The 25708-nt window shown below is 70.2% G+C and carries 24 protein-coding genes and 2 pseudogenes; 11 read left to right on the plus strand and 15 right to left on the minus strand.

All coding sequences use genetic code 11. The features are described from left to right. The 4 genes and pseudogenes from AC1RRW_RS15045 to AC1RRW_RS15060 all read right to left on the minus strand — a co-directional run. Window positions 1-3086, minus strand: a 3086-nt coding sequence (locus tag AC1RRW_RS15045) for a helicase-related protein (protein ID WP_492901586.1), incomplete at its 3' end; no start/stop codon positions are given. Window positions 3087-3263: 177 nt separating this feature from the next. Next, entirely contained in the window at window positions 3264-4157 is an 894-nt protein-coding gene (locus AC1RRW_RS15050; RefSeq protein ID WP_492901587.1) for an alpha/beta fold hydrolase, read from the minus strand. Window positions 4158-4413: 256 nt separating this feature from the next. Further along, window positions 4414-4704, minus strand: coding sequence for a hypothetical protein (locus AC1RRW_RS15055; RefSeq protein ID WP_492901588.1), 291 nt, complete (start codon window positions 4702-4704; stop codon window positions 4414-4416). A gap of 139 nt (window positions 4705-4843) precedes the next feature. Next, a pseudogene (locus AC1RRW_RS15060) lies at window positions 4844-5092 on the minus strand (IS5/IS1182 family transposase); the annotation flags it as partial. On the opposite strand from AC1RRW_RS15060, the pseudogene purH reads away from it, so the two are divergent. After that, a pseudogene (purH, locus tag AC1RRW_RS15065) lies at window positions 5084-5290 on the plus strand (bifunctional phosphoribosylaminoimidazolecarboxamide formyltransferase/IMP cyclohydrolase); the annotation flags it as partial. The pseudogenes AC1RRW_RS15060 and purH overlap by 9 nt on opposite strands. A gap of 95 nt (window positions 5291-5385) precedes the next feature. Here purH and AC1RRW_RS15070 read toward each other — a convergent pair. From AC1RRW_RS15070 to cbiB, 3 genes are all read right to left on the minus strand, one after another. After that, window positions 5386-6237, minus strand: coding sequence for an NHL repeat-containing protein (locus AC1RRW_RS15070; protein WP_492901589.1), 852 nt, complete (start codon window positions 6235-6237; stop codon window positions 5386-5388). Window positions 6238-6250: 13 nt separating this feature from the next. Then, the gene (locus AC1RRW_RS15075; RefSeq protein WP_492901590.1) at window positions 6251-7165 is read right to left on the minus strand and encodes an allantoinase PuuE; all 915 of its coding nucleotides are present in this window, start codon (window positions 7163-7165) and stop codon (window positions 6251-6253) included. 128 nt (window positions 7166-7293) lie between these two features. Continuing rightward, on the minus strand, window positions 7294-8271 hold the full coding sequence (cbiB, locus tag AC1RRW_RS15080; RefSeq protein ID WP_492901591.1) for an adenosylcobinamide-phosphate synthase CbiB: 978 nt from the start codon (window positions 8269-8271) through the stop codon (window positions 7294-7296). Window positions 8272-8291: 20 nt separating this feature from the next. Between cbiB and cobD the strand changes: the two genes are divergently transcribed. The 3 genes from cobD (at window position 8292) to AC1RRW_RS15095 (ending at window position 11323) form a co-directional block, all read left to right on the plus strand. Beyond that, window positions 8292-9386 (plus strand): threonine-phosphate decarboxylase CobD, encoded by a 1095-nt coding sequence (cobD, locus tag AC1RRW_RS15085; protein WP_492901592.1) that lies wholly within the window; start codon window positions 8292-8294, stop codon window positions 9384-9386. Window positions 9387-9575: 189 nt separating this feature from the next. Further along, window positions 9576-9797, plus strand: a complete 222-nt coding sequence (locus AC1RRW_RS15090) for a hypothetical protein (protein ID WP_492901593.1) — start codon at window positions 9576-9578, stop codon at window positions 9795-9797. After that, window positions 9794-11323: an amidohydrolase family protein gene (locus AC1RRW_RS15095; protein ID WP_492901594.1), complete on the plus strand. Its 1530-nt coding sequence runs from the start codon at window positions 9794-9796 to the stop codon at window positions 11321-11323. Before AC1RRW_RS15090 ends, AC1RRW_RS15095 begins: the two co-directional genes overlap by 4 nt. Before the next feature lie 38 nt (window positions 11324-11361). On the opposite strand, the gene AC1RRW_RS15100 is transcribed toward AC1RRW_RS15095, so the two are convergent. The 6 genes from AC1RRW_RS15100 to AC1RRW_RS15125 form a co-directional block, all read right to left on the minus strand. Then, window positions 11362-12330 carry a polysaccharide deacetylase family protein gene (locus AC1RRW_RS15100; RefSeq protein WP_492901595.1) on the minus strand — a complete coding sequence of 323 codons (969 nt, stop codon included), beginning with the start codon at window positions 12328-12330 and terminating at the stop codon, window positions 11362-11364. 8 nt (window positions 12331-12338) lie between these two features. Next, window positions 12339-13151, minus strand: coding sequence for an ABC transporter permease (locus AC1RRW_RS15105; protein WP_492901596.1), 813 nt, complete (start codon window positions 13149-13151; stop codon window positions 12339-12341). Beyond that, complete coding sequence (locus AC1RRW_RS15110; RefSeq protein ID WP_492901597.1) at window positions 13148-14053, minus strand: ABC transporter permease; 906 nt, start codon at window positions 14051-14053, stop codon at window positions 13148-13150. The genes AC1RRW_RS15105 and AC1RRW_RS15110 overlap by 4 nt, the downstream gene beginning before the upstream one ends. A 124-nt stretch (window positions 14054-14177) precedes the next feature. Continuing rightward, window positions 14178-15269, minus strand: coding sequence for an ABC transporter ATP-binding protein (locus tag AC1RRW_RS15115; RefSeq protein WP_492901598.1), 1092 nt, complete (start codon window positions 15267-15269; stop codon window positions 14178-14180). Next, the gene (locus tag AC1RRW_RS15120; protein ID WP_492901599.1) at window positions 15266-16306 is read right to left on the minus strand and encodes an ABC transporter substrate-binding protein; all 1041 of its coding nucleotides are present in this window, start codon (window positions 16304-16306) and stop codon (window positions 15266-15268) included. Before AC1RRW_RS15120 ends, AC1RRW_RS15115 begins: the two co-directional genes overlap by 4 nt. 152 nt (window positions 16307-16458) lie before the next feature. After that, window positions 16459-17283 (minus strand): DeoR/GlpR family DNA-binding transcription regulator, encoded by an 825-nt coding sequence (locus AC1RRW_RS15125; RefSeq protein ID WP_492901600.1) that lies wholly within the window; start codon window positions 17281-17283, stop codon window positions 16459-16461. A 125-nt stretch (window positions 17284-17408) separates the two neighbouring features. On the opposite strand from AC1RRW_RS15125, the gene AC1RRW_RS15130 reads away from it, so the two are divergent. Genes AC1RRW_RS15130 through AC1RRW_RS15140 form a run of 3 tightly spaced genes read left to right on the plus strand, consistent with a single transcriptional unit; the run spans window position 17409 to window position 20404 of the window. Next, complete coding sequence (locus AC1RRW_RS15130) at window positions 17409-18542, plus strand: SIS domain-containing protein (RefSeq protein WP_492901601.1); 1134 nt, start codon at window positions 17409-17411, stop codon at window positions 18540-18542. Further along, complete coding sequence (locus AC1RRW_RS15135; protein WP_492901602.1) at window positions 18539-19585, plus strand: carbohydrate kinase family protein; 1047 nt, start codon at window positions 18539-18541, stop codon at window positions 19583-19585. Before AC1RRW_RS15130 ends, AC1RRW_RS15135 begins: the two co-directional genes overlap by 4 nt. 27 nt (window positions 19586-19612) lie before the next feature. Beyond that, on the plus strand, window positions 19613-20404 hold the full coding sequence (locus tag AC1RRW_RS15140; RefSeq protein WP_492901603.1) for a BtpA/SgcQ family protein: 792 nt from the start codon (window positions 19613-19615) through the stop codon (window positions 20402-20404). Here the strand turns inward: AC1RRW_RS15140 and aroB are convergent. Together aroB and AC1RRW_RS15150 are read right to left on the minus strand one after the other, a co-directional pair. After that, complete coding sequence (gene aroB / locus AC1RRW_RS15145) at window positions 20401-21543, minus strand: 3-dehydroquinate synthase (protein WP_492901604.1); 1143 nt, start codon at window positions 21541-21543, stop codon at window positions 20401-20403. The genes AC1RRW_RS15140 and aroB overlap by 4 nt on opposite strands. Next, window positions 21540-22136, minus strand: a complete 597-nt coding sequence (locus tag AC1RRW_RS15150; protein WP_492901758.1) for a shikimate kinase — start codon at window positions 22134-22136, stop codon at window positions 21540-21542. The genes aroB and AC1RRW_RS15150 overlap by 4 nt, the downstream gene beginning before the upstream one ends. A 369-nt stretch (window positions 22137-22505) precedes the next feature. Between AC1RRW_RS15150 and AC1RRW_RS15155 the strand changes: the two genes are divergently transcribed. The 4 genes from AC1RRW_RS15155 to AC1RRW_RS15170 all read left to right on the plus strand — a co-directional run bounded on the left by AC1RRW_RS15155 (window position 22506) and on the right by AC1RRW_RS15170 (window position 25649). Beyond that, window positions 22506-22652, plus strand: a complete 147-nt coding sequence (locus AC1RRW_RS15155; RefSeq protein WP_492901605.1) for a histidine kinase — start codon at window positions 22506-22508, stop codon at window positions 22650-22652. Then, complete coding sequence (locus AC1RRW_RS15160; protein ID WP_492901606.1) at window positions 22649-23578, plus strand: site-specific tyrosine recombinase XerD; 930 nt, start codon at window positions 22649-22651, stop codon at window positions 23576-23578. The genes AC1RRW_RS15155 and AC1RRW_RS15160 overlap by 4 nt, the downstream gene beginning before the upstream one ends. Window positions 23579-23867: 289 nt before the next feature. Beyond that, entirely contained in the window at window positions 23868-25046 is a 1179-nt protein-coding gene (zapE, locus tag AC1RRW_RS15165) for a cell division protein ZapE (protein WP_492901607.1), read from the plus strand. A 3-nt stretch (window positions 25047-25049) separates the two neighbouring features. Beyond that, window positions 25050-25649: a TetR/AcrR family transcriptional regulator gene (locus AC1RRW_RS15170; RefSeq protein WP_492901608.1), complete on the plus strand. Its 600-nt coding sequence runs from the start codon at window positions 25050-25052 to the stop codon at window positions 25647-25649. The last annotated feature ends 59 nt before the right edge of the window (window positions 25650-25708 follow it).

The raw sequence follows: 25708 nt of genomic DNA on the forward strand, positions 1-25708 counted from the left end.
CCCTCGCCTCCCGCGGCGGCGGCCGGGACGGGCGGGCGGTTGCCGCCGTCGCGGCGACGGTCGTCGCGGTTGGGGCGGCGTCCGCCGGGCTGGCGTTCGCCCGGAGCGCCGTCGCGCGGCTGGCCCTGCCTGGCGTTGTCCGGCCTGCGGCCGGCATTATCCGGCCTGCGGCCGCCTTGGGGACGGTGCGGCCTCCAGACCTCGATCAGTTCGGGTTCGGCCGGAGCGGCGGGAGCGGCATCCGTCGCTTCCGAGACAGAGGCCGGGTCGGTTCGCGTCGCCTCGCCGGGCCCGGCTTCGACAGCGGTCTCGTCCGCGACCCGCAGCGTCGACATCAGGTCGGCCGGAACCGGCTCCGGCGCGGGCTCGGCCTCGGGTTCCCGCGTCGGCGCCGGTTCGGCTTCGGTCAGGATCGGCGCGTCGGCGGTCTCGGCCACCGGCGCTTCCACCTGGGCGTCCGGCGCTGCGTCCTCGGCGGCGGACGCCTCCGCCGTCTCCGCATCGGCTGCGGCGGGGGCGGCATCGGCGCCCTCGTTCAGGACGGCGGCCGGATCGGCGGACGCATCCGTGACGGGCTCGGGCGCGGCGGCCGGAGCAGGCGCGGCCGCCAGCGGCACGGTGATCGCGGGTCCGGGACGCTTGACCGAGACGTAGCCGAGCGAACGCAGGATCGAGGCGAAATCCTCGCCGGCGCAGCCGACGAGCGAGGTCATCGCTCCGGTCGCGACGAAACCGTCCTGGTCGGCCGCGCCTGACGGCGGCACGCCCTGGGTCAGGCCGGGACGATAGGCGATCGCGGGACGGATCAGGTCCGCGAGGCGCTCCAGGATGTCGACGCGCACGGCGCGCTCGCCGCAGACGCGATAGCCGGCGGCGCGGTAGAGCCCCTTCGGGATCGCCTTGTCGACCGGAAACGAGGTCCGGCCCGAGGCCGCGAGATGGGCGATGTCGTCGAGCCCGGTCAGGTCCGGCCCGCCATGCTTGAGCGCCCAGAGCTGGGCCGCGAGCGCGCGCGGCGCGGGCTTGAGCAGCGCCGGCACATAGAGATGGAACGCTCCGAAGCGGATGCCGAGATGGCGCAAGGCGGCGCGGCCCTCCTGATCGAGCGCCTTCATCTCCTCGCCGACCTTGGCGCGCTCCAGCACGCCGAGCGATTCGGCCGCCTGGAAGGCGATGCCGCGCGCGATGCCGGTCACGGTCGAAGCGCTTTCCAGCAATTGCAGCGGGCCGAGCAGTTTCGTGACGTGGTTCTTGAGCCAGAGCGTCAGGCGGCCTTCGATCTGCTCGCGCGCCGGTCCGGACAGGTGCTCTTCGACGAGAAGCCGCAGGCGCGGCTCGATCGCCTTCTCGCCGGCGACGAGACGCGCGACCGGCTCGCCGACCCAGCGCAGCAGGCCGTCATGGGAGAGCACGAAGGCGTCGTCGCCGGCGAGCACGACGCGCGCGGCGCGCGCCTCGATCTCGCTCGCGAGCGCCTTCATCGCCGCCATGTTCAGGGCTTTCGCCTCCGGCCCGCCGGCCTTCGGGTCCGCGGTGAAGCGGAATCCCTGCAGCATCCCGACGTGCTGGCCCTCGACGAGCACGTCGCCCGCCGTGGTGACCTCAGCCTCCAACATCGCATTCTCCCGCAAACGACGCATCAGCACACTCGTGCGCCGATCCACGAAACGGCTGGCGAGCCTCTCGTGCAAAGCGTCCGACAACCTGTCCTCTACAAGACGCGCCACCCCCTGCCAATGCTCGGGATCGGGCAGCCAGTCCGGACGGTTCGCGACGAAGGTCCATGTCCGCACCTGGCTGATCCGCGCCGAGAGCGTGTCGATCTCGCCATCGGTGCGGTCGAGCGCCGCGAGCTGGGCGCGATACCAATCGATGTCGAGCCGGCCGTTCCGCATAAGCCGCAGATAAAGCGTGGTCGCGAGGTCGGCATGCTGGGCCGGGGCGATCTTGCGGTAGTCGGGCAGGCCGCAGACCTCCCAGAGCCGCTCGACGGCGCGCCGGCCGATCGCGAGCGCCTTGATCTCGGGATCGCGCGCCAGGATCTCCAGCGTCGTCTGGTCCTCGGCGATCACGGCGCGGGTCAGGCCCTGCTCGTTCGGCTGTAGATTGAGCGTCTCGAGCAGGCTCTCGACCGAACGGAAGTCCAGATCGGTGTTGCGCCATTGCAGTTGCCGGACCGGCTCGAAGCGATGGCTCTCGATCGCCTCGACCAGCTCGGCCTCGAAAGGCGGGCAGCGGCCCGTGGTGCCGAAGCTGCCGTCGCGCAGATGCCGGCCGGCGCGCCCGGCGATCTGGCCGAACTCGGCCGGGTTGAGGATGCGGAACTGATGCCCGTCGAACTTCTTGTCGGCCGCGAAGCCGATATGGTTGACGTCGAGGTTGAGCCCCATGCCGATCGCGTCGGTGGCGACGAGGTAGTCGACATCGCCCGACTGGTAGATATCGACCTGGGCGTTTCGCGTGCGCGGCGAGAGCGCCCCCAGCACCACGGCCGCGCCGCCCTTCTGGCGGCGGATCAGTTCGGCGATGGCGTAGACCTCCTCGATCGAGAAGGCGACGATGGCGGAGCGCGGCGGCAGGCGCGTGGTCTTGCGGTCGCCGGCGAAGAGCAGCCGCGACAGGCGCGGCCTTGTCGCCACATTGACCCCGGGCATCAGCCGCTCGATCAGCGGGCGCATCGTGCCGGCCCCGATCAGCATGGTCTCGGCCCGGCCGCGCCGGTTCAGCAGCCGGTCGGTGAAGACATGGCCGCGGTCGAGATCGGCGGCGAGCTGGATCTCGTCGATCGCCATGAAATCGACGGCGAGATCGCGCGGCATCGCCTCGACCGTGCAGACCCAGAAGCGCGGCCGCGCCGGCTTGATCTTTTCCTCGCCGGTGACGAGCGCGACGGCGTCGACGCCGGCCTTCTCGACCACTCGGCCGTAGACCTCGCGCGCCAGCAGGCGCAGCGGCAGGCCGATCATGCCGGTCGGATGGGCGACCATGCGCTCGATGGCGAGATGGGTCTTGCCGGTGTTGGTCGGCCCCAGAACGGCGGTGACGCCATTGGCTCGGGCGGCGGGCGGCAGGGAACGAAAAGGAATCAAGACGCCGCCAATCCTGTCGACCGGCCGCCGGGCGGCCGGTGTCTCATGCGAACGGAACGAGTCCGGAACGAAAACGGCCCGAATCGCTGACTCGCCGGAATCGGGATTCGTTCTTCTCGCCCGTATCGTACCCTAGCTAGGGCCGGCTGCCCGCGAAGCGAAGGGCGAGGAAGGTCAAAGATCGCCGAAGACCTCCCTGAACACCTCCGCCGCCTCGTCGGGCGCCTCGACATGGACGAAGTGGCCGGCGTTCTCGCAGAACGTGACTTTGGCGTCGTCGAAATGCTCGGGCACGAAGCGGGCCCATTCCGATTTCAGGATCGGATCGTGCCGGCCCCAATGCACGCGCGCCGGCTGATGGATCTTCACCGAAGGCGCGGGATGGCCGTCGATGGCGGCGATGCGCGCCGCGTTCTGGCTGCGATACCAGTCGAAGCCGCCGCGCAGATTGCCGGGCTTCATGAAATTCTCGACCCAATCCTCGAAAGCCGGCTGGAACGCCTCCTTGCGATGGCACCAATGGTTGAGGAAATAGCCGAGATAGAGCGCGCAGGCCTCGCGGCTCGACCCGATCAGCACCTCCGCCAGCGGCAGCTGCTGGAAGGACTGGTACCAGATCTCGTTGACATGGCCTTCGCTGACCCAGCGGCCGGCGACCGAGGCGGTCGGGCAGTTGAAGAACAGCAGCCTGTCGACGAGCTGGGGATGGCGGCGCGCCAGCGCCTGCGCCGCATAGGCGCCGACGTCATGCCCGACGACGCCGACGGGATCGAGCCCGAGCGCGCCGAGAAGCGCCGCCATGTCGTCGGCATGGACATTGGCGCCGACATCGGCGCGCGGGCCGCGCGACTTCTCGCTGTCGCCGAAGCCGCGCAGATCCGGCGCGATCAGGCGGAATTCGCCATGCAGCCGGTTCATCAGCGGCAGCCAGGTCGCCCAGAACTCCGGCCAGCCATGCAACAGCAGAACGGCCGGCCCGTCGCCGACCTCCGCGACGTGCAGGATGGTGTCGCGCACCGCGATCTGGCGATGGCGCAATCCGGGCGGGGCGGCGAAGTCGCTGGTCATGGCGGCGTTCCGGCACAGGCATGTCGCGCATCGTAGCGGCAGGCCCACGCAAACCGCAATGAACGGCATGCAGGATACAGGGCGCGGGATGCGTCGTTCCACAGCGTTCCGGCGACACAACCGCAGGATGAACCTGGCGATCCTCATCGCGGAGAGGCGCCGGAGCGGAGACGAGCTCAACACTAATCCCCGTGCGCGAAACCGTCGTTGGATTGGCGGGCTTCCGAAACGGGACCGCGCCATGTCCGCCCAAGCCTCATGCGACGCCTGTCGCCGCCGCGAAGTGCTGCGGCTGCGCCGCGGCCTGATCCGCATCCAGGACGAGGCGCGGCTTCCGCGCCGCGATATCCGGGCAGGCAGGTATCGCGCGCGCAAATACAGCCCCGACCAGCCGCGCGTGCCCGCCGGCCAGAGTGGCGGTGGGCAATGGACCAGCGGCGAGGGTGGCGGCGGAGGCTCGGGCTTCGGGTCGGGTCCTCCCTTCGGCGGAGCCATCGCCGGTGATCTCGTCCGTCTCGTCGAAGCCGGCCCCTGTGAAGAAGACCATGGCGAGGCTGTAGGAGAGGTCGAGGCTGGCCTGCCTCGGCCCGAAGGCGATCTCGCCACGGTTGCCGGCTCCGATGACGATGGCGGCGGGCGCGACCAGGTCGAGATGGCCGCGATCCCGCGGACCGGCCTCGACGATCAGCCAACGGCCGCCCGGCGTGCGGCTCGATCATGCGCAGCGCCGCCGCCCGCCCGGCATGCCCGTCGGCTTGCGTCAGGCCGGCGTCGGCCAGAAGGCCATGGCGGTTCTCCATCGGCCCATGCCCCACGAAGCAGGGCTTGGCCTCCCTGCCCGCCCCCTCGCGGCAGGGCCGGGCGTCGGGATCGGTGGCCGAGCCACGGGTCTGGTTCGACCGCCTCTCGCCGTGGAAGTCCGCCTCGGCGTCGCGGAGAGCCTGGCCAAGGGCTCGGTCGTCGCGTCGGACGCGTTCTTCCCCTTCGCCGACGGCCTCTTGGCGGCGGCCGAAGCCGGGGCGACGGCGGTGATTCAGCCCGGCGGCTCGATGCGCGACGACGAGGTCGTCAAGGCGGCCAACGAGGCCGGCCTCGCCATGGTCTTCACCGGTCACCGCCACTTCCGGCACTGAGTTCGGAAGTCTCACCACAGCGCCGTCGTCCCGGGCAAGCCGCGCGGCGGCGCCGATCCGGGATGAGGCGGTGTTTCGACGCAAGACGATCTGGCCTAATCCAGCCGCGCCAGCCGCGTCAGCCGGCTCGGATTGCTCTCGGCCAGCAGGATGTCGCCCTCCGGCGTCCCGCAAATCCCGTGCGCGCCGTTCAGCATCGGCCGGCAGCGGCCGAGCTTCTCGCCGCCGGGGCCGATCTTCTGCAGGCTCGGCACCATGTCGGTGACGTAGCTGTTGCCATCCGCGTCGCCCCAGATCGCGACCGGCTGATGGAAATGCGTCCAGGTCGCGAGGTGAAGGCCCAGATTGTCGAAGACCTGGACGCGATCTTGAGTGCGGTCGACGACGCAGACCCGGCCGTCGGCATGGGTCCAGAGCGCATGCGGCCAGCCGAACTGGCCGTCGCCCGCGCCATGCTCGCCCCAGCTCTGCAGATGCACGCCATGAGCGGAAAAGCGGTGAACGCGGCTCGCGGCATAGCCGTCGGAGACGTAGATGTCGCCCCAGGACGAGACATGGACATCGGTCGGATGGTTGAAGGGCGAGAGCGGTTCGCCGCGTTGGCCGAGCGCGCCGAGTTTTTCGCCTGAACCCGAGCAGATGAGCACCTCATGCATGTCGCGATCGACGCAGAGGATGCGGCCCTGCGCATCCGCCGTCAGCATGTGGGAGTCGGCGATGAGGTCGCCACCCCAGCCGGCGAGATAGCTGCCGTCGGGCGCGAGCTCGATCACGCGCGGGTCGTTCGGATGCGTCAGCGGGTCGTGCCGCAGCATGACGAAGACGTGGCCGCGCGGATCGACCGTGACGTCGGTGACGAAGCCCGCGTTCTGCGGCCATGAACCGAAGGGGCGCTCGACCCGATAGCGCGTGTCGCCGAGCGCGACGATGAGGTCGGGGGTGGGCAAGGCCAATGGTCCTTCAGTCGAGCTTTCCGGCATACGGATGCGTCTTCGCCCAATGCCGCGCGATGTCGAGCCGGCCGGTGATCCAGACGCCCTCATGGCCCTGCACATAGTCGAGGAAGCGGGCGAGGCCGGCGGCTCGCGCCGGATGGCCGATCAGGCGCATGTGCAGGCCGACAGACATCATCTTGGGCTGCGTCGCGCCCTCGGCATAGAGCATGTCGAAGGCATCCCTGTGCCAGTCGAAATAATCGGTCGAGGTCGCGAAGAAGCCGGCGCCGAACTTGCCGTCGTTGTTGACGAGCGAATAGGGCACGACGAGATGCGGCTTGCCGGAGACCACTGTCCAGTAGGGCAGTTCGTCGTCATAGGCGTCGGAATCGTAGAGAAAGCCACCCTCCTCGACCACGAGCCGGCGGGTGTTGACGCTCGGTCCATAGCGGCAATACCAGCCGAGCGGGCGCGCGCCGACCGTCTCCCGAAGCGAGGCGACCGCCTTCCTGATGTGCTCGCGCTCCTCGGCTTCCTCCAGCTCGTAATGCTTGATCCAGCGCCAGCCATGGCAGCAGACGTCGAAGCCCGAGGCGCGGATCGCTGCGGCGGCTTCCGGGTTGCGCTCGATCGCCAGCGCGCAGCCGAACACGGTCAGCGGCAGACCGCGTTCCTGGAAGAGCCGCATCAGCCGCCAGAAGCCGACCCGGCTGCCATAGGCGAACATGCCCTCGCCGGCGAGGTCGCGACCCTTGACCGGCATGTTGAGGCTGCTCGATTCGGTCAGCGCCGTCTCGGTGTAGCCCTCGCCGTCCTGCATCGAGGGCTCGGAGCCCTCCTCGTAATTCATCACGAAGTTGATCGCGATGCGGGCGCCGCCCGGCCATTTGGGATCGGGCGGGTGGGCGCCATAGCCGATCAGGTCGCGGTCATAGCTCAAGGCGGCGTCTCCGTGGCTTTCTTGACGAGGCGATCATCGCCGGGTCGATGAAGCGGCGCCAGCAAGATCGTCGCCAGAAGACGCTGCCGCGCCGCAATCCGGAAGCGCCGGGGACGCATGGCGTGGAATCACGCGGCCATTGCCGCCAGAGTCCCGAGCGCCGCCAGCCCCCAGAGCAGCAGGCAGGCGCGGCGGTAGAGCCCGAGCGCCCGGCGGATGTCGGCGGCGTCTGCGGCGGCGCGGCCGTCGCCCATCCAGCCGTCCTCGACCCTGACCGCGCCGTAGATGCGCGGGCCGGCGAGGCGCAACCCCAGCGCGCCTGCCAGCGCGGCCTCGGGCCAGCCTGCATTGGGCGAGCGGTGGCGGCCGGCGTCGCGGCGGATGGCGCGCCAGGCGGCCGCCGGGTCGGCCTCGCGCATCGTCGCGGCGGCCGCGACCAGCAGCAGCGCGGTCAGCCGCGAAGCCGGCAGGTTGACGAGGTCGTCGAGCCTGGCGGCGGCCCAGCCGAAGGCGAGATGGCGCGGCGTCCTGTGGCCGATCATCGAGTCGGCGGTGTTGACCGCCTTGTAGAGCGCGATGCCGGGCAAACCGCCGACGGCGAGCCAGAAGGCGGGCGCCGTGATCCCATCGGAAAAGTTCTCGGCCAGGCTCTCGAGCGCGGCGCGCGCCACGCCGGCCTCGTCGAGGCTGCCGGGATCGCGCCCGACGATCATCGAGACGGCGGCCCGGCCCTCGGGCAGGCCCGTCTCGAGCCCGTCGGCTACGCGCGCGACATGCTCGTGCAGGCTGCGCTGGGCGAGCAGGGTCGATGCGAGCAGGGCGATCGGCAGCAAAGCGAGCGGGCCGAGCGGGGCGCAGAGCCGGACGAGGATCAGCGTCGCGGCCAGCGTGACCGCGAGCAGGATGAGGAGGGCGGCGACGCCGGCCGCCTTGCGCCGCATGGCGGAATCGCTCTCGCGGTTCAGCGTGCGGTCGAGCGCCGCGATCAGCGCGCCAAACCAGGTGACGGGATGGCCGATCCGCGCATACAAGCCCTGGGGATAGCCGAGCGCGGCCTCGATCGCGAGGGCGGCCAGCGCCAGGGGCAAGGTGTCGGAGAGGTTCATGCGGGTGTGCGGGGCGCGGCGTGCTGGTTGAGGAAGACCTGATTGAGACAGACCTGGCCGAGGACGAGATCTGGCATGGCGGCGATCTCGCGCGGGCCCGCGCGCTGTTTCCCGATGCGCCCGAGCCCTGGATCGATCTCTCCACGGGCATCAGCCCGCATCCCTACCCGCTTCCGCCGCTGCCGTTAAGCCTGTGGCGGCGCCTGCCGGGCGCGGCGGAGGAGGCGGCGCTGCTGGCCGCGGCGCGCAAGGCCTATCGCGTGCCCGAACGCGCCGGAATCGTCGCGGCGCCGGGCACGCAGATCCTGATCGAGCTTTTGCCCCGCCTGGCCGGCAAGGGGCCGGTCGCCGTTCTCGGGCCGACCTATGCCGAGCACGCGCTGGCCTGGCGCAAGGGCGGTCATATCGTCGCCGGGATCGGCTCGCCCGAAGCGCTCGGCGACGCGGCGACGCTGGTGGTGGTCAATCCCAACAATCCGGACGGACGGATCGTGCCGCGCGAGCTTCTGGCCGATTTGGCCGGACGATGCCGGGCGCGCGGCGGCTTGCTGGTCGTGGACGAGGCGTTCTGCGATTTCATGCCCGAGGCAAGCCTGATCCCTGAGTTGCCACCGGGCGCGCTCGCGCTGCGTTCCTTCGGCAAGAGCTACGGGCTGGCGGGCCTGCGGGTCGGATTCGCGGTTGGAGAGCCCGACGAGATCGCCGCCCTGCGTGCGGGCCTCGGTCCGTGGGCTGTGTCGGGACCGGCGCTCGCCGTCGCCGCGACGGCGCTTGCCGATACGCGTTGGCTCGAGATGGCGGCGGCCTCGACGCGAGCCGCCGCCATGCGGCTCGACACCTTGCTCGGCGCTCATGGCGCGGTCGCCGGCGGCACCTCGCTCTATCGCCTGTTGGAGACGCCCGGCGGCGCCGCCTTGTTCGACCATCTCGGCCGCCATGGCGTCTATGTCCGGCGTTTCCGCTACGATCCACGCTGGCTGCGCTTCGGATTGCCGGGCGTGGAAAGCGAGTGGTTGCGTCTGGAGGCGGCGCTCGCGACCTTCTCGGTTTCCTCCGGAAACACCGCGTCATCCCGGACAAGCCGCGAAGCGGCGCAGCTCCGGGATCCATCATAGGGCAGGACGGCGTTCCAGGATGGATCCCTGTGTGTTGAGATGTGCGAGTGTCGGTGCGGGCGGGAAGCCTTTGGATCCGTGGTGGCGAACACCACGTTCCGGCTCGGCTCCCGCCCGCGTTGCAAGACCCCATCCTGAACAGCTGGTCGAGGCCGCCGACACGGACCTCGCGGTACAGGGACAGGCGCCATGACCAGACACCCCTGCTTCATCGGTTGCGATATCGCCAGGCATCATCTCGACCTGTTCGGGAAGACGAACGGCCCGCACAGCCGGATCGACAACACGCCGACGGCGATCGCGGCGTTCCTGTCGCGCTTCGAGGGCGGTTCGATCTTCGTCGCCACGCGGCTTGTCCGGGATGACGGGGTGTTTCCAGTGAATTACGAGTCCACAGGCACACAGCCATGACCGACCAGATCGTCTGGGGCGCGACCCTGCTCGAAGGCTTCGACGACGCCGGCGAGCCGATCCTGCACGCCGACTCCGGCGTCCTCGTCCGCGACGGCGTCGTCGCCGGGATCGCCCCGATCGCCGACCTCAAACGCGCCCATCCGCACGTCACCGTCACCGGCGGCTCCCGCTTCGCGATCACGCCCGGCTTCGTCAACGCCCATCACCATGTCGGCCTGACGCCGCTGCAGCTCGGCTCGCCCGATCATCCGCTCGAGCTCTGGTTCGCCAGCCGGCTCGCGCTGCGCGACGTCGACCTTCACGCCGACACGCTCTTCTCCGCCTTCGAGATGATCGCGAGCGGCGTCACCACCGTGCAGCATCTTCACAGCCGCGCGCCGGGAACGCCCGACGACATCCTCGCCGCCGCCGAGAAGGTGATCTCGGCCTACCGCGCGATCGGCATGCGCGCTTCCTATTCGATGGCGCTGCGCGACCAGAACCGTTTGGTCTACGAGGCCGACGCGGATTTCGTCGCGCGCCTGCCCGAGGACCTGCGCCCGGCGCTGATCGCCTATTTCAGGCGCTTCACCGTGCCGCTCGAAGATCAGGTCGCGGTCTTCGACGAGCTCTTCCGCCGTCATGGCGCCGGCGACCGGGTCCGCATCCAGGTCGCGCCGGCGAACCTGCACTGGCTCTCCGACAGGGCGCTGGAGACGGCGGGCGAGCTCGCGGCGCGCACGGCTACGCCGATCCACATGCATGTGCTGGAGACGCCCTACCAGAAGGCCTATGCGAGGCGCCGCACCGGCGGCTCGGCCCTGGCCTATCTCGACAGGGTCGGGCTGCTCGGCCCGCATTTCACCATCGGCCACGGCGTCTGGATGAGCGAGGCCGACATCGAGCTGGCGGCCGGGCGCGGAGCTTGCGTCTGCCACAACTGCTCCTCGAACTTCCGGCTGAAGAGCGGCATCGCCCCGCTCAACCGGCTGCTGGCGCGACAGATCCCGGTCGCGATCGGCATCGACGAGGCCGGCATCAACGACGATCGCGACATGCTGCAGGAAATGCGGCTCGTCCTGCGCGCCCATCGCGAGCCCGGCATCGACGCCCCCCACCCCTCGCCGGCGCAGGTGCTGCGCATGGCGACCGGGCAGGGCGCGCGCACGACGCCCTTCGCCGGCCGCATCGGCGCTCTCAAACCCGGCATGGCGGCCGATCTCGTGCTGTTCGACTGGCAGGCGGTGACATACCCCTATCAGGACGAGGCCCTGCCCTTCGTCGACGTGCTTGTCCAGCGCGCCAAGGCGGGCGCGGTCGACAGCGTCATGATCGGCGGCGCTTTCGTCTATCGCGAACGGCGTTTCACCAAGGTCGATCGCGAGGCGGTGCTCGCCGGCATCGCCGAGGCGCTGGCCAGGCCGAAGACGGCGGCCGAGCTGGAGCGCGTCCGGCTCTCGCAGGCCGTGATGCCGCATGTGCGGGCGTTCTACGATGGCTGGCTCGACGGGCTCGCAGACGAAGCCCAAAAGATCACATCGTGATCGTCTGCCCAGAGTGAGAGCGTGGCATCGGCCATGTTCTATCGTACCAGCGGCCGCGGCTGAGGCCGCAGTCGCGTCACCTCGGCGCTCGGCATCGTCTCCGCCACGACCGGGACAGCGCGCGCAAAGGCTTTCGCGATCTCGGCGCGCGTGGCGATCCAGAGCCGCTCTCGCCTTGCCGCCAGCAGCCAGAGGATGTCGCGGAAGGCGGCGAAGCGCGCCGGCCGGCCGCTGATGCGCAGGTGGAAACCGACATTGAACACCCGCGGCAGCCCGCGCAGCGCCTCGGCCTCGAGCACGTCGAGCGCATCGCCGACATACTCCACCATCTCGCTGGAGCGCACAAAGCCGTTGGGATGGAAGAACTTCATGTCGTTGGTGTCGAGCGCATAGGGCACGACCAGCAGCGGCTTGGCGGCGCATGAGCTGTCCCAATAGGGAAGGTCGTCGTCGAACCCGTTCGAGGTGTAGAGGAAGCCTCGCTCGGCCAGCAGCGAGCGCGTCCACGGGCTCTCGCCGCCCCGGCAGAAGAATCCGACCGGCGTCGCGCCCGTCGCCTCGCGGATCACCGAGACGCAGCGGTCGAGATCCGCAGCCTCGTTCTCGCGCGTGTCGTAATCGGCATGGGGCCGCCAGCGCCAGCCATGCACGGCGGCCTCGTGGCCGCGTTCCGTGACCTCGGCCGCGAGCTGCGGCAGCCGCTGGACGGCGCGGCCGCAGAAGAAGAAGGTCGAGCCGAGGCCGGTCTCGTCGAGCGCGCCGAGCATGCGCCAGAGCCCGGCGCGCATGCCGTAGCCGAAGATCTGCTCCTGGCCCTGGTCGCGCCTCCCGGTCGGCACGACGCTGACGACCTCGCCCATGGCTTCCGAGCGCGGATCGCCGTCGCCGACCTGCAGCTCGGCGCCTTCCTCGAAATTCACGACGATGGAGACGGCGAGGCGCGCCCCGTTGGGCCAGGCGAAATCGGGCCAGACGCCGCCATAGCCGAGGAGGTCGCGTTCGCTCATGACGGCCCTCATTCATTCACCCGGTCGAGCCCGATCGTCAGCGAGATCGCCGCCAGCGCCAGCATGGCGAGCAGGATCTGGACGCTGGACACGGCCGCGACCAGCGGCGAGTTGGTGTTCTGGACGATGGCCAAAAGTTCGATCGGCAGCGGCCGGTCGCGATAGCCATGGGTGAAGATCGTCACCGAGAGGTTGTCGAAGCCCTCGATGAAGGTGAAGACCGCTCCCGCCAGGATCGCCGGCAGCAGCAGCGGCAGGGTGATGGTCCGGAAGGTCTGCCAGCGGCTGGCGCCGAGATTGGCCGAGGCCTGCTCCAGCAGCGGGTCGAGCCTTTGCAGCCGCGCCATCACGGTGCGCACCATCACCGCCATGACGTAGCAGGACAGCGCGATCGACTGCAGCCAGATCGACGGCCCGATGCCGAGCAGCGCGCCGGAGAACAGCACCGCGACGCCGAGCACGATGCCCGGCACCATATGCGGCACCAGCACGAAGACCGAGAGCGCGGTCGCGCCGCGGAAGTCGCCCCGCACGCAGGCGAGCGCCGTCGGTACGCCGAGCACGATGCAGATCGCGGTGACGTAGAGCCCGACCTTGATGCTCGTCCACATCGCCTGCGTCAGCACCGGCTGCTCGAAGACCTTGCGATACCAGTCCAGCGTGAAGCCGGCCGGCGGGAACGAGATGTAGCCGCGCGTGTCGAAGGACATGATCACGACGATCACCGCCGGCAGCAGCAAGAGCGCCAGCGCGAAGACCGCGAGCGCGACGATGACGCCGACGCCGAGCCTGTCCATGATTTCGGCGCGGTCGATCGTCATCGCTGCGCGGCCCGCGTCCAGCCCGTCGCCAGATGCGTGATCCAGGCGAACAGCGCGAGCACGATCAGGCATGTCGCCATCAGGATCATCGCCGTGACCGCGCCCTTGCTCCACTCCAGCGAGTAGACCACCTGCTCGTAGATCATCGTCGCGGCGTTGAGGTAGTTGCCGCCGCCGAGCAGTTGCGGCACCACGAAGGTCGTGTAGCTCAGCGTGAAGACGAGCGACGCCCCGGTGCCCAGCCCCGGAATGCTCAGCGGCAGGATGACGTGGCGCAGCGTGCCGAGCCGGCTCGCGCCGAGATTGGCCGAGGCCTCGTCGAGACGCCTGTCATGCCGGCTCATCACCGCGATCAGCGGCAGGATCATGATCGGCAGGTGGATCTGCACCATGCCGATCACCACGGCCCATTGCGTGTTGATGATGCGCAGCGGCGCGGAGATCAGGCCCAGATCCATCAGCATGCCGTTGACCACGCCGCGCCCGCCCAGGATGACGATCCAGGCATAGGTCCGCACGATGCCGCTGGTCAGGATCGGCGCGATCGTCAGCACCAGGATGATGCGCCGGACCAGGGGGCTGCCGATCAGGAAGAGATAGGCGACCGGGAAGCCGAGCAGCGTGCAGAAGAATGTCGTGGTCAGCGCCAGCGCGATCGAGCGCTGGAAGGTGGTCTGGTAGAGCGGGTCGGCGAGCGCGGCCGCGAGATGGCGCAGCGACAGTTCCTGCGAGACGATGACGCCGCGCGACACGACGATGTCGGAGAAGCCGAGCGAGAGCAGCACGCCGAAGGGAATGACCGCGACCACGGTCAGGACGACGATCGCCGGCACCGCCGGCCAGATGCCGGTGCCGGAAAAAACCTCGTCGAAGAGGCGGACGTGCAATGGCTTCGGGGTCATGGCGCCGACAGCCATGCGCAATTGACAAGGCGCGGCGCGCTTCGCCCCCCTCCCCCCGCTTGCGGCGGGGAGGGGAATGGCCGATGTCGCGCCAAGCAAAAATGAGCCATCGATCTTGCGCCCGTCATGACGGCGGAAACACGACGCAGGCCGCCGCGTCGCGGACGCCGAGCGCGACCCGGTCGCCGGCCGCCAGCGCCGCGATAGTGTCGTCCCGCAGCGCCACCGCGCGCAGCATCCGGCCGCCGTCGAGCTCGATCTCGTATTCCATCAGCGCGCCGACATGGCGGCGGAACCGGATCGTGCCCTGCCAGGCCGAATCCTGGTCGCTCGCCGCCCTCAGCACGAGGTTGTGAGGCCGCAGCATCGCCCGCACCGGCCCGTCGAGCGCGGTCGGAACGCTCTGTCCGTCCGGCAGCGCGACCCGGCCCGACCGCGCGACGCCCTCCCAGAAATTCGAGGCTCCGACGAAATCGGCGACATAGGCCGTGTTCGGCCGGTCGAAGATCTCCTCCGGCGTGCCGAGCTGCTCGATCTTGCCGGCGCGCATCACCGCGATCCGGTCCGACATCGTCAGCGCCTCTTCCTGATCGTGCGTCACGAAGATCGCGGTGATGCCGAGCCGCTTGATGAGCTGGCGCATCTCCATCTGCATCGTGCCGCGCAGTTTGGCGTCGAGCGCGTTGAACGGCTCGTCGAGCAGGAGCACGCGCGGCTCCAGCACCAGCACGCGCGCGATCGCGACGCGCTGCTGCTGGCCGCCCGAGAGCTGGCTCGGATAGCGTTCCTCGAAGCCGGTCAGCGAGACGGTGGCGAGCGCGGCCCGCACCCGCTTGCCGATCTCGGCCGCCGCCATGCCGCGCATGCGCAGGCCATAGGCGACGTTGCGCGCGACGCTCAGATGCGGAAACAGCGCATAGCTCTGGAAGACGACGCCGACCGAGCGCCGGTTGACCGGGACGGGGATGGTGTCGCGCCCGTCGATCAGGATCGCGCCCGCATCGGGCGCCAGGAAGCCGGCGATGCAGCGCAGCAGCGTGGTCTTGCCGCAGCCGGAGGGGCCGAGCAGCGTCAGGATCTCGCCCTCCTGCGCGGTCAGCGAGCAGTCGTCGAGCACGGTCAGGCCGCCGAAGCGCTTGACCGCCCCGCGGATCGCGACGACCGGCGCGTCCCGCGCCCCGGCCTCGTGCTTCGCCGGAAGGCCGGCCTCGCTCACCCTGCGAACATCCGGTCGAAGGCCTCGACGATCTTGCCGCGGTTCGGCGCGACCTTGGGCCAGTCGACCGAGACCATCGAGGCGACCTCCTCGGGCGTCGAGGGCAGATAGGCGGCGGCGCCCGCCGGGGCGACGATGCCCTTGACCGTGGTGCCGAAATAATAGGGCGGCTGCGCCGCGAAGGTCTGGCTTTCCGGCGTCAGCAGGATGTTGGCGAATTCGTGGATCAGCTCGCTATGGGCCGTGCGGGCGAACTTGACGATGCAGGTCGGCAGCATCAGCGGGCCGGGGCCGGTGACCTTGGCGTAGCCGAGCGGCAGGCCGCTGGCGACCGCGATGCCGGTATTGTCGTGCCAGAGCGGGCAGAGCCCGATCTCACCGCGCTCCAGCATCTGCTGCAGCAGGCCGGGCGTGCGCCCGACCAGCGGCTTCAGCTCCTTCCATTTGGCGAGGCCGAAATCGGTGTCGGAATCGGGCCTGCCGAAGGCCGCCGCGCCGATCGAGATGCAGGCGAGGCCGAGATTGGACTGCGGCCGCGAGACGCCGATCTTGCCGGCATAGTCCGGCTTCCACAGGTCGGCCCATGTCTTGGGCGGATTCGGCACCATCTGCTTGTTGTAGGCGATGCCGATGCCGGCATAGCTGATCGGCACGCCCATGCCGTAGGCATAGGGCGGGAAGCGCGGATCGATATTGGCGGCGTTCGGAACCTTGCTCACGTCGAGCGCCTCGAGCACGCCCTCGTCGACGGCGTTGATGATCGCCGGCGATCCCATCACGGCGAAGTCGTAGGGCGAGGCGCCGCGCGAGGCCTTGATCTGCGCGATCGCCTCGGCCGAGAGGCCGCCGATCACCCGGAGCGAGACGCCCGGATTGCGCTTGGCGAGTTCGGCGCCGGCGCGCTTCAGCGGATCGTCCTGGGCGCTGCCATAGCCGATCATGACGAGTTCGCGGGCCTGGGCCCGCAGGACGGTGGGAGCCACGATGACGCCGCCAGCGGCCGCGCCGAGGAACAAGCGTCGAGACAAGGTCTTCATGAGACGGCCTCCTGGGTTCGGCTCGGGCCGGGCGATTTAGGCCAAGGCTGAGCGCGGCGTTTCGATCGGCGATCAATCTCTTTCACTTTTAGGAGAAACGAAACCTTTCGCAAGCACAAAACTTCATCGGCCGGGGATGATTTTCGCGCCGCTCACGCAACCGCGACGCGCAGGCCGGCCGCCTCCAGCGCCTGGATGTCGGCGGCCGGCGCGCCGCTGTCGGTGATCAGCAGGTCGACCTGGTCGAGCGGCGCGATCCGGGCGCTGCCGACATGGCCGATCTTGCCGTGGTCGGCGACGACGATGATGCGCAGCGCCGCCGCGATCATCGCCTGCTTGATCTCGGCCTCCTCCCAATTGCCGTTGGTGAAGCCGCGCGCCGCATCGACCCCGGCGCAGCACAGGAACGCGACGTCGGCGTTGATCTCGCGCAGCAGATGCGTGCCGAAGGGCGAGATCAGGCTGCGCGCCGCCGCGTTGCGGCCGCCGCGCTTCAGCCGCCCGCCGGTGACGATCACCGTGACGCCGTGATGCCCCTGCAGGGCGATGGCGATATCGAGGCCGTTGGTGACGACGACGACGTCGGTCAGCCCCCTGGGCAGCGCCTGCGCCAGCGCCAGCGTCGTCGTGCCGGCGTCGAGGATCACCGTCTCGCCGTCGCGCACGAGGCTGGCGGCGAGATCGGCGATCGTCTCCTTCTCGGCCGAGAAGGTCTGGCTCGGCAGGTCGACCGGGCGCTCGAACCGGGCCGGGCGCAGCGCCATGGCGCCGCCCCTGACGCGCCGGATCAGGCGGCGCCTCTCCAGCGCGTCGAGATCGGCGCGGATCGTCACCGCCGAGACCGAGAGCGCCTCGGCCAGCGCCGTCACCTCGACCAGGCCCCTGGCGGCGAGCATTTCCAGGATGCGCTCATGGCGGGGGGACGAGCGCCCCTTGGCCAGATCCTGGAGCGGCTGCGGCTGGCTCGTCGGTTGCATTCCAGGTAAATCCGGCATGTTTCGGAACGTCTTGCGTTTCAGCATAAAATGAAGGATATCGAAAGTCAGCCCCGAACGCCGACCGGCCTCGGGACCTTGCGGTCAGCGACGGGATCGAGAGCACAATGGTCGACCACAGCCAGCAATTCAAAGCCCTGAAGCGCGAATCCTCGTCCGACGCGCCGGGCGACCCCGAGCGCTTCCGCCGGGTCGAGCTGACCAATCGGGAGATGATGGCGCAGGGCCAGGCGATCTCGCGCACGCTGGAGACGGCGGCCGATGGCATCGCGCGGATCGCAAAAGACCTCGCCGACCGCCCGCTGCGTCGCGTCGTGATGATCGGTTGCGGCGATTCCTGGATTTCCGGCCATGGCGTGCGCCTCGCCATGGAACGCGCGCTCGGCATCGTCTGCGAGCCCTACGAGGCCTTCGATTTCGAGCATTATGGCCTCGCGACCGTGGACGAGGCGACGCTGGTCGTCGGTCTGAGCTCCAGCGGCAACACCGCTCCCGTGATGGCCGGTCTGCGCGGCGCGGCCGCCAAGGGCGGCTACGCGGTCGCGCTCTCGAATTCGGCCAACTCCGCCATGACGCGCGAATTTCCCGACACGCTGCTGATCCAGGCGACGCGCGGCGGCTGGCCGACCCAGTCCAGCACCGCCGCCATGGCGCTGAAGATCGCGCTCGCGCTGGAGATCGCCAGGGCGCGCGGCCGGGGCGAGGGCGAGGCAGCCGGCCTCGCCGCCGATCTCGCCGCGATGCCGGCGCTGATGGACGCGGTCTCGCGCGACTTCACCGACCGCGCCGTTACGCTGGGCCGAGAGCTGGCGCGCGCCGACATGGTGCTGCTCGCCGGCGCCGGCCCGCATTTCGCGCCGGCCGCTTTCGGCGCGGCCAAGCTGAAGGAGTTGGCCCCGATCCACGCCATCGCCTTCCCGCTGGAGGAATATCACCACTACCGCACCCAGAAGGCCGGCGACCCGATGTTCGTGATCGCGCCGGACGCCGCCAGCCACCAGCGCGCGCTGGAGACGGTCATCGTCGGCAAGGGCGTCGGCGGCCACACCATCGTGCTCGCGCCCGAGGGCGAGAGCGCCTTCGATGATTACGCCGCTCATGTCTGGCATCTGCCGAAGGTCCGGGTCGAGCTCGCGCCGATGCTCTACAGCGTGCCGCTGCACCTCTTCTCCTACCACGTCACCAAGGCCCGCGACGCGCTCGGGCTGGGCGCTCCGCAGTTGGGCGGTCTGGCGGCGTGACGCCGGAGTTCGTCACGGTCGGCGGACTCACCGTCGACAACGTGATCTCCTCCGACGGCGCCGTCGCGCTGGCGCGCGTCGGCGGCAACGGCGCCTATTCCGCGGTGGGCGCGCTTTGCTGGGCGGAAACCGTCGGCCTCGTCAGCGTCGCCGTCTCGACCTATCCGAAACCGGCGCTGGAAACGCTGCGCCGCAACGGCATCGCGCTCGACGGCGTCGTGATGCACGACGCCGTCCTCGAAAGCGGCAACTGGTTCATCTACGACGAAGACGGCAACCGGCATGAGCGCCTGTCGAGCCCGCCCGGCGCATTGGCCGAGGCCGGCTTCCCGATCGACCGGCTGAGTCCGGCCGAGGTCGCGCGCTGGCAGGAGATGCTGCGCCGGCGCGATATCGCGAACGAGCCGAGCTATTCGCAGTTCCGCGACACCCATCCGATGGTCGTGGGTCAAGTGCCCGAAAGCCATCTCGACGCGCGCGGCGTCCATCTCGCGCCGAGCCGCGCCGTTGTTCTCGACGCCATGCTGCCGCTGTTCAACGCGCGCGGCATGGTGGTGACGCTCGACGCCGGCTGGCAGCTCGCCGAGCTCTCGCTGCCCGAACTCGAACCTTTGCTCGCCCAGGTCGACGCCTTCCTGCCGAGCGAGGTCGAGCTGCGCGCCATCCTGCCCGGCGTCGCGCTCGAACCGGCGCTGGCTCTGCTCGCCGCCCGCTGCCGCGGCACGGCCGCCGTCAAGCTCGGGGCCAGGGGCGCGCTGGTCTTCGACAAGGCCGCCGGGCGCGCCGTCTCCGTCCCCGTGCTCCCGGCCCATGCGATCGATCCGACCGGCGCGGGCGACAGCTTCTGCGGCGGCTTCCTCGCCGGCCTCGTCGAAACCGGCGATCCGGTCCGGGCCGCCTGTTTCGGCGCGGTCTCGGCCTCGCTGATCGTCAGCCGCTTCGGCGTCGACGGCGCGCTGCCGATCGACCGCGCCGCCTGCCGCGAGCGCGTCGCGGCGCATGCCGCCGCCATCGGCCGGCCGTTCGCCGGCAACGTTCCCTGAAACCGCCCCCGGAACCGAACGCCCGCCATGTCCACGTTTCGCGTCTTCGCCGCCCGCCCGCTCGTCATCGCCGCGCTGCATCTGCCGGATTTCGGCAAGCTGCGCGACAAGGGCATGGCCTGGCTGGAAGACTATGTCGCGACCAATGCCAGGGTCTTCGCCCAGGCCGGCGTGCCTTACGTCAAACTGCAGGACCAGACCCGCGAGGCCGGCGCGATGGCCCCGCTCTCGCTCGCCATGACGGCGGCGCTCGGCCGCTTCCTGCGCCGCGAGGTGCCCGGGATCGGGCTCGGCGTCATCGTCGAGGCGCACGACCCGGTCGCCTCGCTTTCGGTCGCCCATGCGGCGGGCGCGGATTTCGTCAGGCTCAAGGTCTTCGTCGGGCAGGCGATGACGGCCCAGGGCCCGCGCACCGGCATGGGCGCGCAGGCCGTGGCCTTCCGCGCCGGGCTCGGCCGCGACGACATCGCCATCCTCGCCGACGTGCATGACCGGACCGCCGTGCCGATGTCGGGCGAGACGCCGGAATTCGCGGCCGAATGGGCCCAGAAGACCGGCGCGGACGGCCTGATCCTGACCGGGAGCGACTGGGCCGATTCGCTTGCCCGGATCGCCCGGGCCCGCAAGAGCGGCATCAAGCGCCCGATCCTGCTCGGCGGCAGCGTCACGGCGGGCAATGTCGGCGAGGCGCTGACGGCCGCCGACGGCGTCATCGTCTCGACCGCGCTGATGCGCGAGGACGCGAAAGCCGGCGACGTGCTGCGCTGGGACGCCGACCTGTGCCGCCGCTTCATGGACGCCGCGCGCGGCGGAGCCTAGGCCGCGGCCAGCTCCTCCGCGACGAAGGCCCTGACCTCCTCGGCCGCGACGCCCGGAGCGATGAAGCTCTTGCCGATGCCGCGCGCCAGGATGAAGGTCAGCACGCCGCGCCTGACCTTCTTGTCCTGCGCCATGGCGGCGACGATCTCGTCGGCGCTGCCCGTCCCGCCCGGCGCCTGCCGCAGCGTGCTCGGCAGGCCGACCGCATCGAGATGGCGCGCGACGCGGACCGCATCCTGTCCGGGACACAGGCCGAGCCGCTGCGAGAAGCGGAAGGCGAGCGCGAGCCCGATCGCCACCGCCTCGCCATGCACCAGCCGCCTCGAATCGTAACCCGTCAACCGCTCCAGCGCGTGCGCGAAAGTGTGGCCGAGATTGAGCAGGGCGCGGTCGCCGTCCTCGCGCTCGTCGCGCGCCACGATGGCGGCCTTGGCACGGCAGGCGACGGCGACGGCGTGGTCGCGCTCGGGGCCGCCCGCGATGATCCGGCTCCAGTTCGCCTCGCACCAGTCGAAGAACGCCGGATCGTCGATCAGCCCGTATTTCACCACCTCGGCATAGCCGGCCTTGAACTCGCGCTGGCTCAGCGTGTCGAGCAGCGCCGTATCGGCGATCACGAGAGCCGGCTGATGGAAGGCGCCGATCAGGTTCTTGCCATGGGCCGAGTTGATGCCGGTCTTGCCGCCGACGGACGAATCGACCTGCGCCAGCAGGCTGGTCGGAATCTGGACGAAGCGGACGCCGCGCCGCAGCACCGCCGCGGCAAATCCGGTCAGGTCGCCGACGACGCCGCCGCCCAGCGCCACGACGATGTCGTTGCGCTCGATCTTCGCCGCCAGAAGCTCGTCGCAGAGCGCCGCCAACTGGCCATAGGATTTCGAGGCCTCGCCGGGCGGGATCACGATGCGGGTCGACGCGATCCCGGCCTGATGCAGGCTCGCCTCCAGCGCCGGCGCATGCAGCGCCGCGACCGTCTCGTCGGTGACCAGTGCGAGCTTGGCGCCCGGCGCGAGATCGCCGATCAGCCCGGCCGCCTCGCAGAGCAGATGCCGGCCGATATGGATGTCGTAGGCGCGGCCCTGCAGCGCGACGGACACGCCGATCCGCGCGCCGGGATTCCCGTTTGGCGGCACGCTCATGACGCCTCCGCGCGGGCCTCGACGCGGCGCATCATCGCGTCGAGCGCCGCGATCGCATCCTCGACGACGACGTCGTGCGGCGCGTCGCGCGAGGTCAGGGTCAGGTCGGCCAGCGCATAGACCGGCTCGCGCTCGGCCAGCATGCGCCGCATCGTGGCGTCGGGATCGGCGGTCTGCAGCAGCGGTCGGTTGGCGCGCTTGCGCACGCGCCGCATCAGCACCTCCGGATCGGCCTTGAGCCAGATCGAGATGCCGAGCCGGCCGATCTTCTCGCGCGTCTCGGAGTTCATGAAAGCGCCGCCGCCCGTCGCCAGCACGAGCGGCGCCCGCGTCGTCAGGATGCGGCCGATGACGCGGCGCTCGCCCTCGCGGAACTCGCTCTCGCCGCGCTGCGCGAAGATCTCGGGGATCGTCATGTTCGCCGCCGTCTCGATCTCGACGTCGGCGTCGACGAAGGGCAGGCCGAGCCTCAGCCCCAGCCTGCGGCCGACCGAGCTCTTGCCCGAGCCCATCATTCCGACGAGCACGATCGCGCGCGAACCCAGCGCATGGCGCAGGGCGTCGCGGTCGATCGGCTCGGCGGTGTCCAAAATCGTCACTTCGGCGTATCCTCGGCAGCCGCTTTAGCATGACAAATCGCGCGGCGTCATGCCCCGGCTTTCCATGCAATGGCCTGAAGCGCCGCCCTGTCCCCTTCCCCCCGCTTGCGGTGGGGAAGGGCCAGGGATGGGGGGCCGAACGACTGGGCGAGCCAAGCATATCGGCGTTGCACCCGGCCGAGCCGCCCCCCCAACCCTCCCCGCCGCGAGCGGGGGGGAGGGGGCTGAGAGCGCCGCGCCTTGAAACTGTTCAAGCGTTTGCCGTCCATCGTGGCCCGGCTGCCCTTGCGTCCGGGAGGGCCGATCGGGAATAACCGAAGCGTTCCGGCCCGAATCGGAACGTATCCGCAAAGGTCGCCCGGCGTGCCGACGCTGTTCAGATTCGTCGCCATCCTCGCCATATTGGGCGGGCTCGTCTTCGGCGGCATGGTCGCGCTCGTCGCCTTCGTCCAGCCGGAGCCGCGCGAGATCGTCGAGACCGTGCCGCCGGCGAAGCTCCAGCCGAAATGAGCCGGCTGTCGCAACAGCGGCTCAAGGCCTTTCTCGACATGCTCGCGGCCGAGCGCGGCGCGGCCCGCAACACGCTCGACGCCTATGAGCGCGACGTCTCCGACTACATCGTCTTCCTCGGCGCGCGCGGCTTGGCGGACGCGACCTCCGACGACATCCGCGGCTGGCTCGCCGACATCGCCGCGCGCGGGCTCAAGGCGTCCTCCGCCGCGCGCAGGCTCTCGGCCGTGCGCCAGTTCCACCGCTTCCTCTATACCGAAGGACTGTCGGGCGCCGACCCCGCCGCCGCCCTGCAAGGCCCGCGTCAGGGCCGGCCGCTGCCGAAGGTGGTGTCGGTCGCGGCGGTCGGGCGCCTGCTCGACACCGCCCGCCAGGCCTGCGAGGCCGAAGGGTCGACGCCGGCCGGCCGGCTCCGCGCGCTGCGGATGCTCTGCCTGATCGAGATGCTCTATGCCACGGGCCTGCGCGTTTCCGAGCTGATCGCGCTGCCGCGCTCGGCCGCGACCACGCGCGAGCGCTTCCTGATCGTGCGCGGCAAGGGCGGCAAGGACCGGCTCGTCCCGCTGAACGAACCCGCCCGCGCGGCGGCGCGGGCCTGGCTCGACGCGCTGAAGGAGGCCGGCCAGGCCGAGGGGCGCTGGCTCTTCCCCTCCGACGCCGAGAGCGGCCATCTGACCCGCCAGGCCTTCGCCCGCGACCTCAAGACCCTCGCGGGCGCGGCCGGGCTGCCGGCCGCCGCGATGAGCCCACATGTGCTGCGCCACGCCTTCGCCAGCCACCTCCTGCAGAACGGCGCCGATCTGCGCGTCGTGCAGGAACTGCTCGGCCATGCCGACATCGCGACGACCCAGATCTACACCCATGTCCTCGACGAGCGGCTGAAGAGCATGGTGCGCGACCTCCACCCGCTCGCCGACGAGGGCTGAGGGGTTTTCGGTCAAGAGACCTGCCGCTTTCCTCGCGCTCGCCAAAGGCACAGCGCTATCAGCCCCCTTCCCCCCGCTTGCGATGGGGAGGGTGGGGGGCAGTCCGACCGGGTGCAGCTTTAGTTAAGGCTTGCTCGCCCGGTCGTTCGGCCCCCCATCCCTGACCCTTCACCGCCGCAAGAGGGGGGAAGGGAACGCGCCACGCTTTCATGGGACCGTACGGCACCGGGCTTGCGGCTCAGGCAGCGCTCACGTAACCAAACCCACCACCCGCCGGCAGCCTCCCTTCATGTCCGCCTCGATCACCGACCGTTATGCCGCGCTCGTCGCGACGGGCGCCATCGAGCGCGACCCGGCGCAGGTCGCGGTGGTCAGACGGCTCGCCGCATTGGAGGAGGCGCTGGCCGCGCGCCGGATCGGCCGCAAGAGCAGCGCGCTCGGCTGGCTGCTCGGCCGGGGCAAAAGCACCGGCGAGCCGCCGAAAGGGCTCTACATCTGGGGCTCGGTCGGCCGCGGCAAGACCATGCTGATGGACCTGTTCTACGACGCCTGCCCGGTCGAGAAGCGCAGGCGCGTGCATTTCCACGAGTTCCTGGCCGATGTGCATGGCCGCATCCACGCCTATCGCCAGCGTCTCAAAACCGGCGAGGTCAGGGAGCCCGACCCGATCGCGCCCGTCGCGGCGGGGCTCGCCGACGAGGCGAGCCTGCTCTGCTTCGACGAGTTCACCGTCACCGACATCGCCGACGCGATGATCCTGGGGCGTCTGTTCACGGCGCTTTTCGCGGCCGGCGTCGTCGTGGTCGCGACCTCGAATGTCGAGCCGTCGCGGCTCTATGAGGGCGGGCTCAACCGCGCGCTCTTCCTGCCCTTCGTCGCGCTGCTGACCGAGAGGGTCGAGGTGGTGCGGCTCGACGCCCGCACCGATTTCCGGCTGGAGAAGCTCGGCGGCGCGCCGGTCTATCACGTCCCGGCCGACGGGGCCGCGACCACGGCGCTCGACGCCGCCTTCAGGCGCCTGTCGGGCGCGGCGCGGGGCCAGCGCCTGGTGCTCGACGTCAAGGGCCACGACTTCGTCGTGCCGCAGGCCGCGGCCGGCGTGGCGCGCGCCTCCTTCGCGGATCTGTGCAGCCAGGCCTATGGCGCGTCCGACTACATCGCGCTGGCGCAGCGCTTCCATACGCTGGTGCTCGACGACATTCCGGCGCTGGTCCGCGACCGCCGCAACGAGGTCAAGCGCTTCATCATCCTGATCGACGCGCTCCACGAGCACCACGTCAAGCTCGTCGCCTCGGCGGCGGCCGAGCCGCATGGGCTCTACCGGGACGGCGACGGCCGCGAGGGCTTCGAGTTCGACCGCACCGTCTCGCGGCTGATCGAGATGCGCTCCGAGGACTATCTCGCGCTCCCGCATGGCCGCGCCGACTCGGCCGCCAGCGGCGACACGAGCGGACTGGTCGAGACCTGAGCCATGGCGCAGCGCGAACCGAGCGAGACCCGCATCCTCTCGGTCGCCAGCGAGCATCTGCGCCAGTTCGGCCTGAAGCGCTTCACCGTCGTCGCGGTCGCGCAAGAGGCCGGCATGACGCATGCCAATGTCTACCGCTACTTCCCCTCGCGCGCGGCGCTGGTCGACGCCGTGGTCGATGTCTGGCTCAAGGCGACCGAGCGCCGCCTCGCCGACATCGCCGATGGGCCGGACCCCGCCAGCGACAAGCTGGAGCGGCTGATCCTGGCTCTGGCCAGGGGCAATCGCGACCTGCTGAGCGAGGATCCGCATCTTTTCGCCGCGTTGTCGCAGGCGGTGGCGAAGCGCCACGCCATCAGCCGGCGCAACCGGGCGCGCGTCCGGGCGCTGTTCGAGCGCGTCATCGACGAGGGCATCGCGTCCGGCGCCTTCGAGCCGCGCGACCGCGACCGGGCGATCGCCTTCGTCATCGACGCGACCCACCGCTTCATCCATCCCGCCGCCCTGGCGCTGGAGGCCGACGTGCCGCAGGCCTCCGTCGATGCCCGCCTGGCGACGCTGATCCGCGTCGCCCTGCGGGTTCTGGAAACGGGCATCGTCTGAAATTTTGGTGACAAGTTACACAATCTGTAGATCGTAATAGGGTGTTTTCGCCGCAATCC

The sequence above is a fragment of the Allobosea sp. GW821-FHT12C12 genome (assembly GCF_058807355.1).

Bases quoted from the DNA above. Each gene is read 5' to 3' on its own strand.
- AC1RRW_RS15125 (WP_492901600.1), bottom strand. From the start codon at position 17,283: ATGCAACCGACGAGCCAGCCGCAGCCGCTCCAGGATCTGGCCAAGGGG.
- aroB (WP_492901604.1), bottom strand. From the start codon at position 21,543: ATGAGCGTGCCGCCAAACGGGAATCCCGGCGCGCGGATCGGCGTGTCC.
- AC1RRW_RS15100 (WP_492901595.1), bottom strand. From the start codon at position 12,330: ATGAGCGAACGCGACCTCCTCGGCTATGGCGGCGTCTGGCCCGATTTC.
- zapE (WP_492901607.1), top strand. From the start codon at position 23,868: ATGTCCGCCTCGATCACCGACCGTTATGCCGCGCTCGTCGCGACGGGC.
- AC1RRW_RS15160 (WP_492901606.1), top strand. From the start codon at position 22,649: ATGAGCCGGCTGTCGCAACAGCGGCTCAAGGCCTTTCTCGACATGCTC.
- AC1RRW_RS15110 (WP_492901597.1), bottom strand. From the start codon at position 14,053: ATGACCCCGAAGCCATTGCACGTCCGCCTCTTCGACGAGGTTTTTTCC.
- AC1RRW_RS15105 (WP_492901596.1), bottom strand. From the start codon at position 13,151: ATGACGATCGACCGCGCCGAAATCATGGACAGGCTCGGCGTCGGCGTC.
- AC1RRW_RS15055 (WP_492901588.1), bottom strand. From the start codon at position 4,704: ATGGTCTTCTTCACAGGGGCCGGCTTCGACGAGACGGACGAGATCACC.
- AC1RRW_RS15120 (WP_492901599.1), bottom strand. From the start codon at position 16,306: ATGAAGACCTTGTCTCGACGCTTGTTCCTCGGCGCGGCCGCTGGCGGC.
- AC1RRW_RS15090 (WP_492901593.1), top strand. From the start codon at position 9,576: ATGACCAGACACCCCTGCTTCATCGGTTGCGATATCGCCAGGCATCAT.
- AC1RRW_RS15050 (WP_492901587.1), bottom strand. From the start codon at position 4,157: ATGACCAGCGACTTCGCCGCCCCGCCCGGATTGCGCCATCGCCAGATC.
- AC1RRW_RS15170 (WP_492901608.1), top strand. From the start codon at position 25,050: ATGGCGCAGCGCGAACCGAGCGAGACCCGCATCCTCTCGGTCGCCAGC.
- AC1RRW_RS15095 (WP_492901594.1), top strand. From the start codon at position 9,794: ATGACCGACCAGATCGTCTGGGGCGCGACCCTGCTCGAAGGCTTCGAC.
- AC1RRW_RS15140 (WP_492901603.1), top strand. From the start codon at position 19,613: ATGTCCACGTTTCGCGTCTTCGCCGCCCGCCCGCTCGTCATCGCCGCG.
- cbiB (WP_492901591.1), bottom strand. From the start codon at position 8,271: ATGAACCTCTCCGACACCTTGCCCCTGGCGCTGGCCGCCCTCGCGATC.
- AC1RRW_RS15130 (WP_492901601.1), top strand. From the start codon at position 17,409: ATGGTCGACCACAGCCAGCAATTCAAAGCCCTGAAGCGCGAATCCTCG.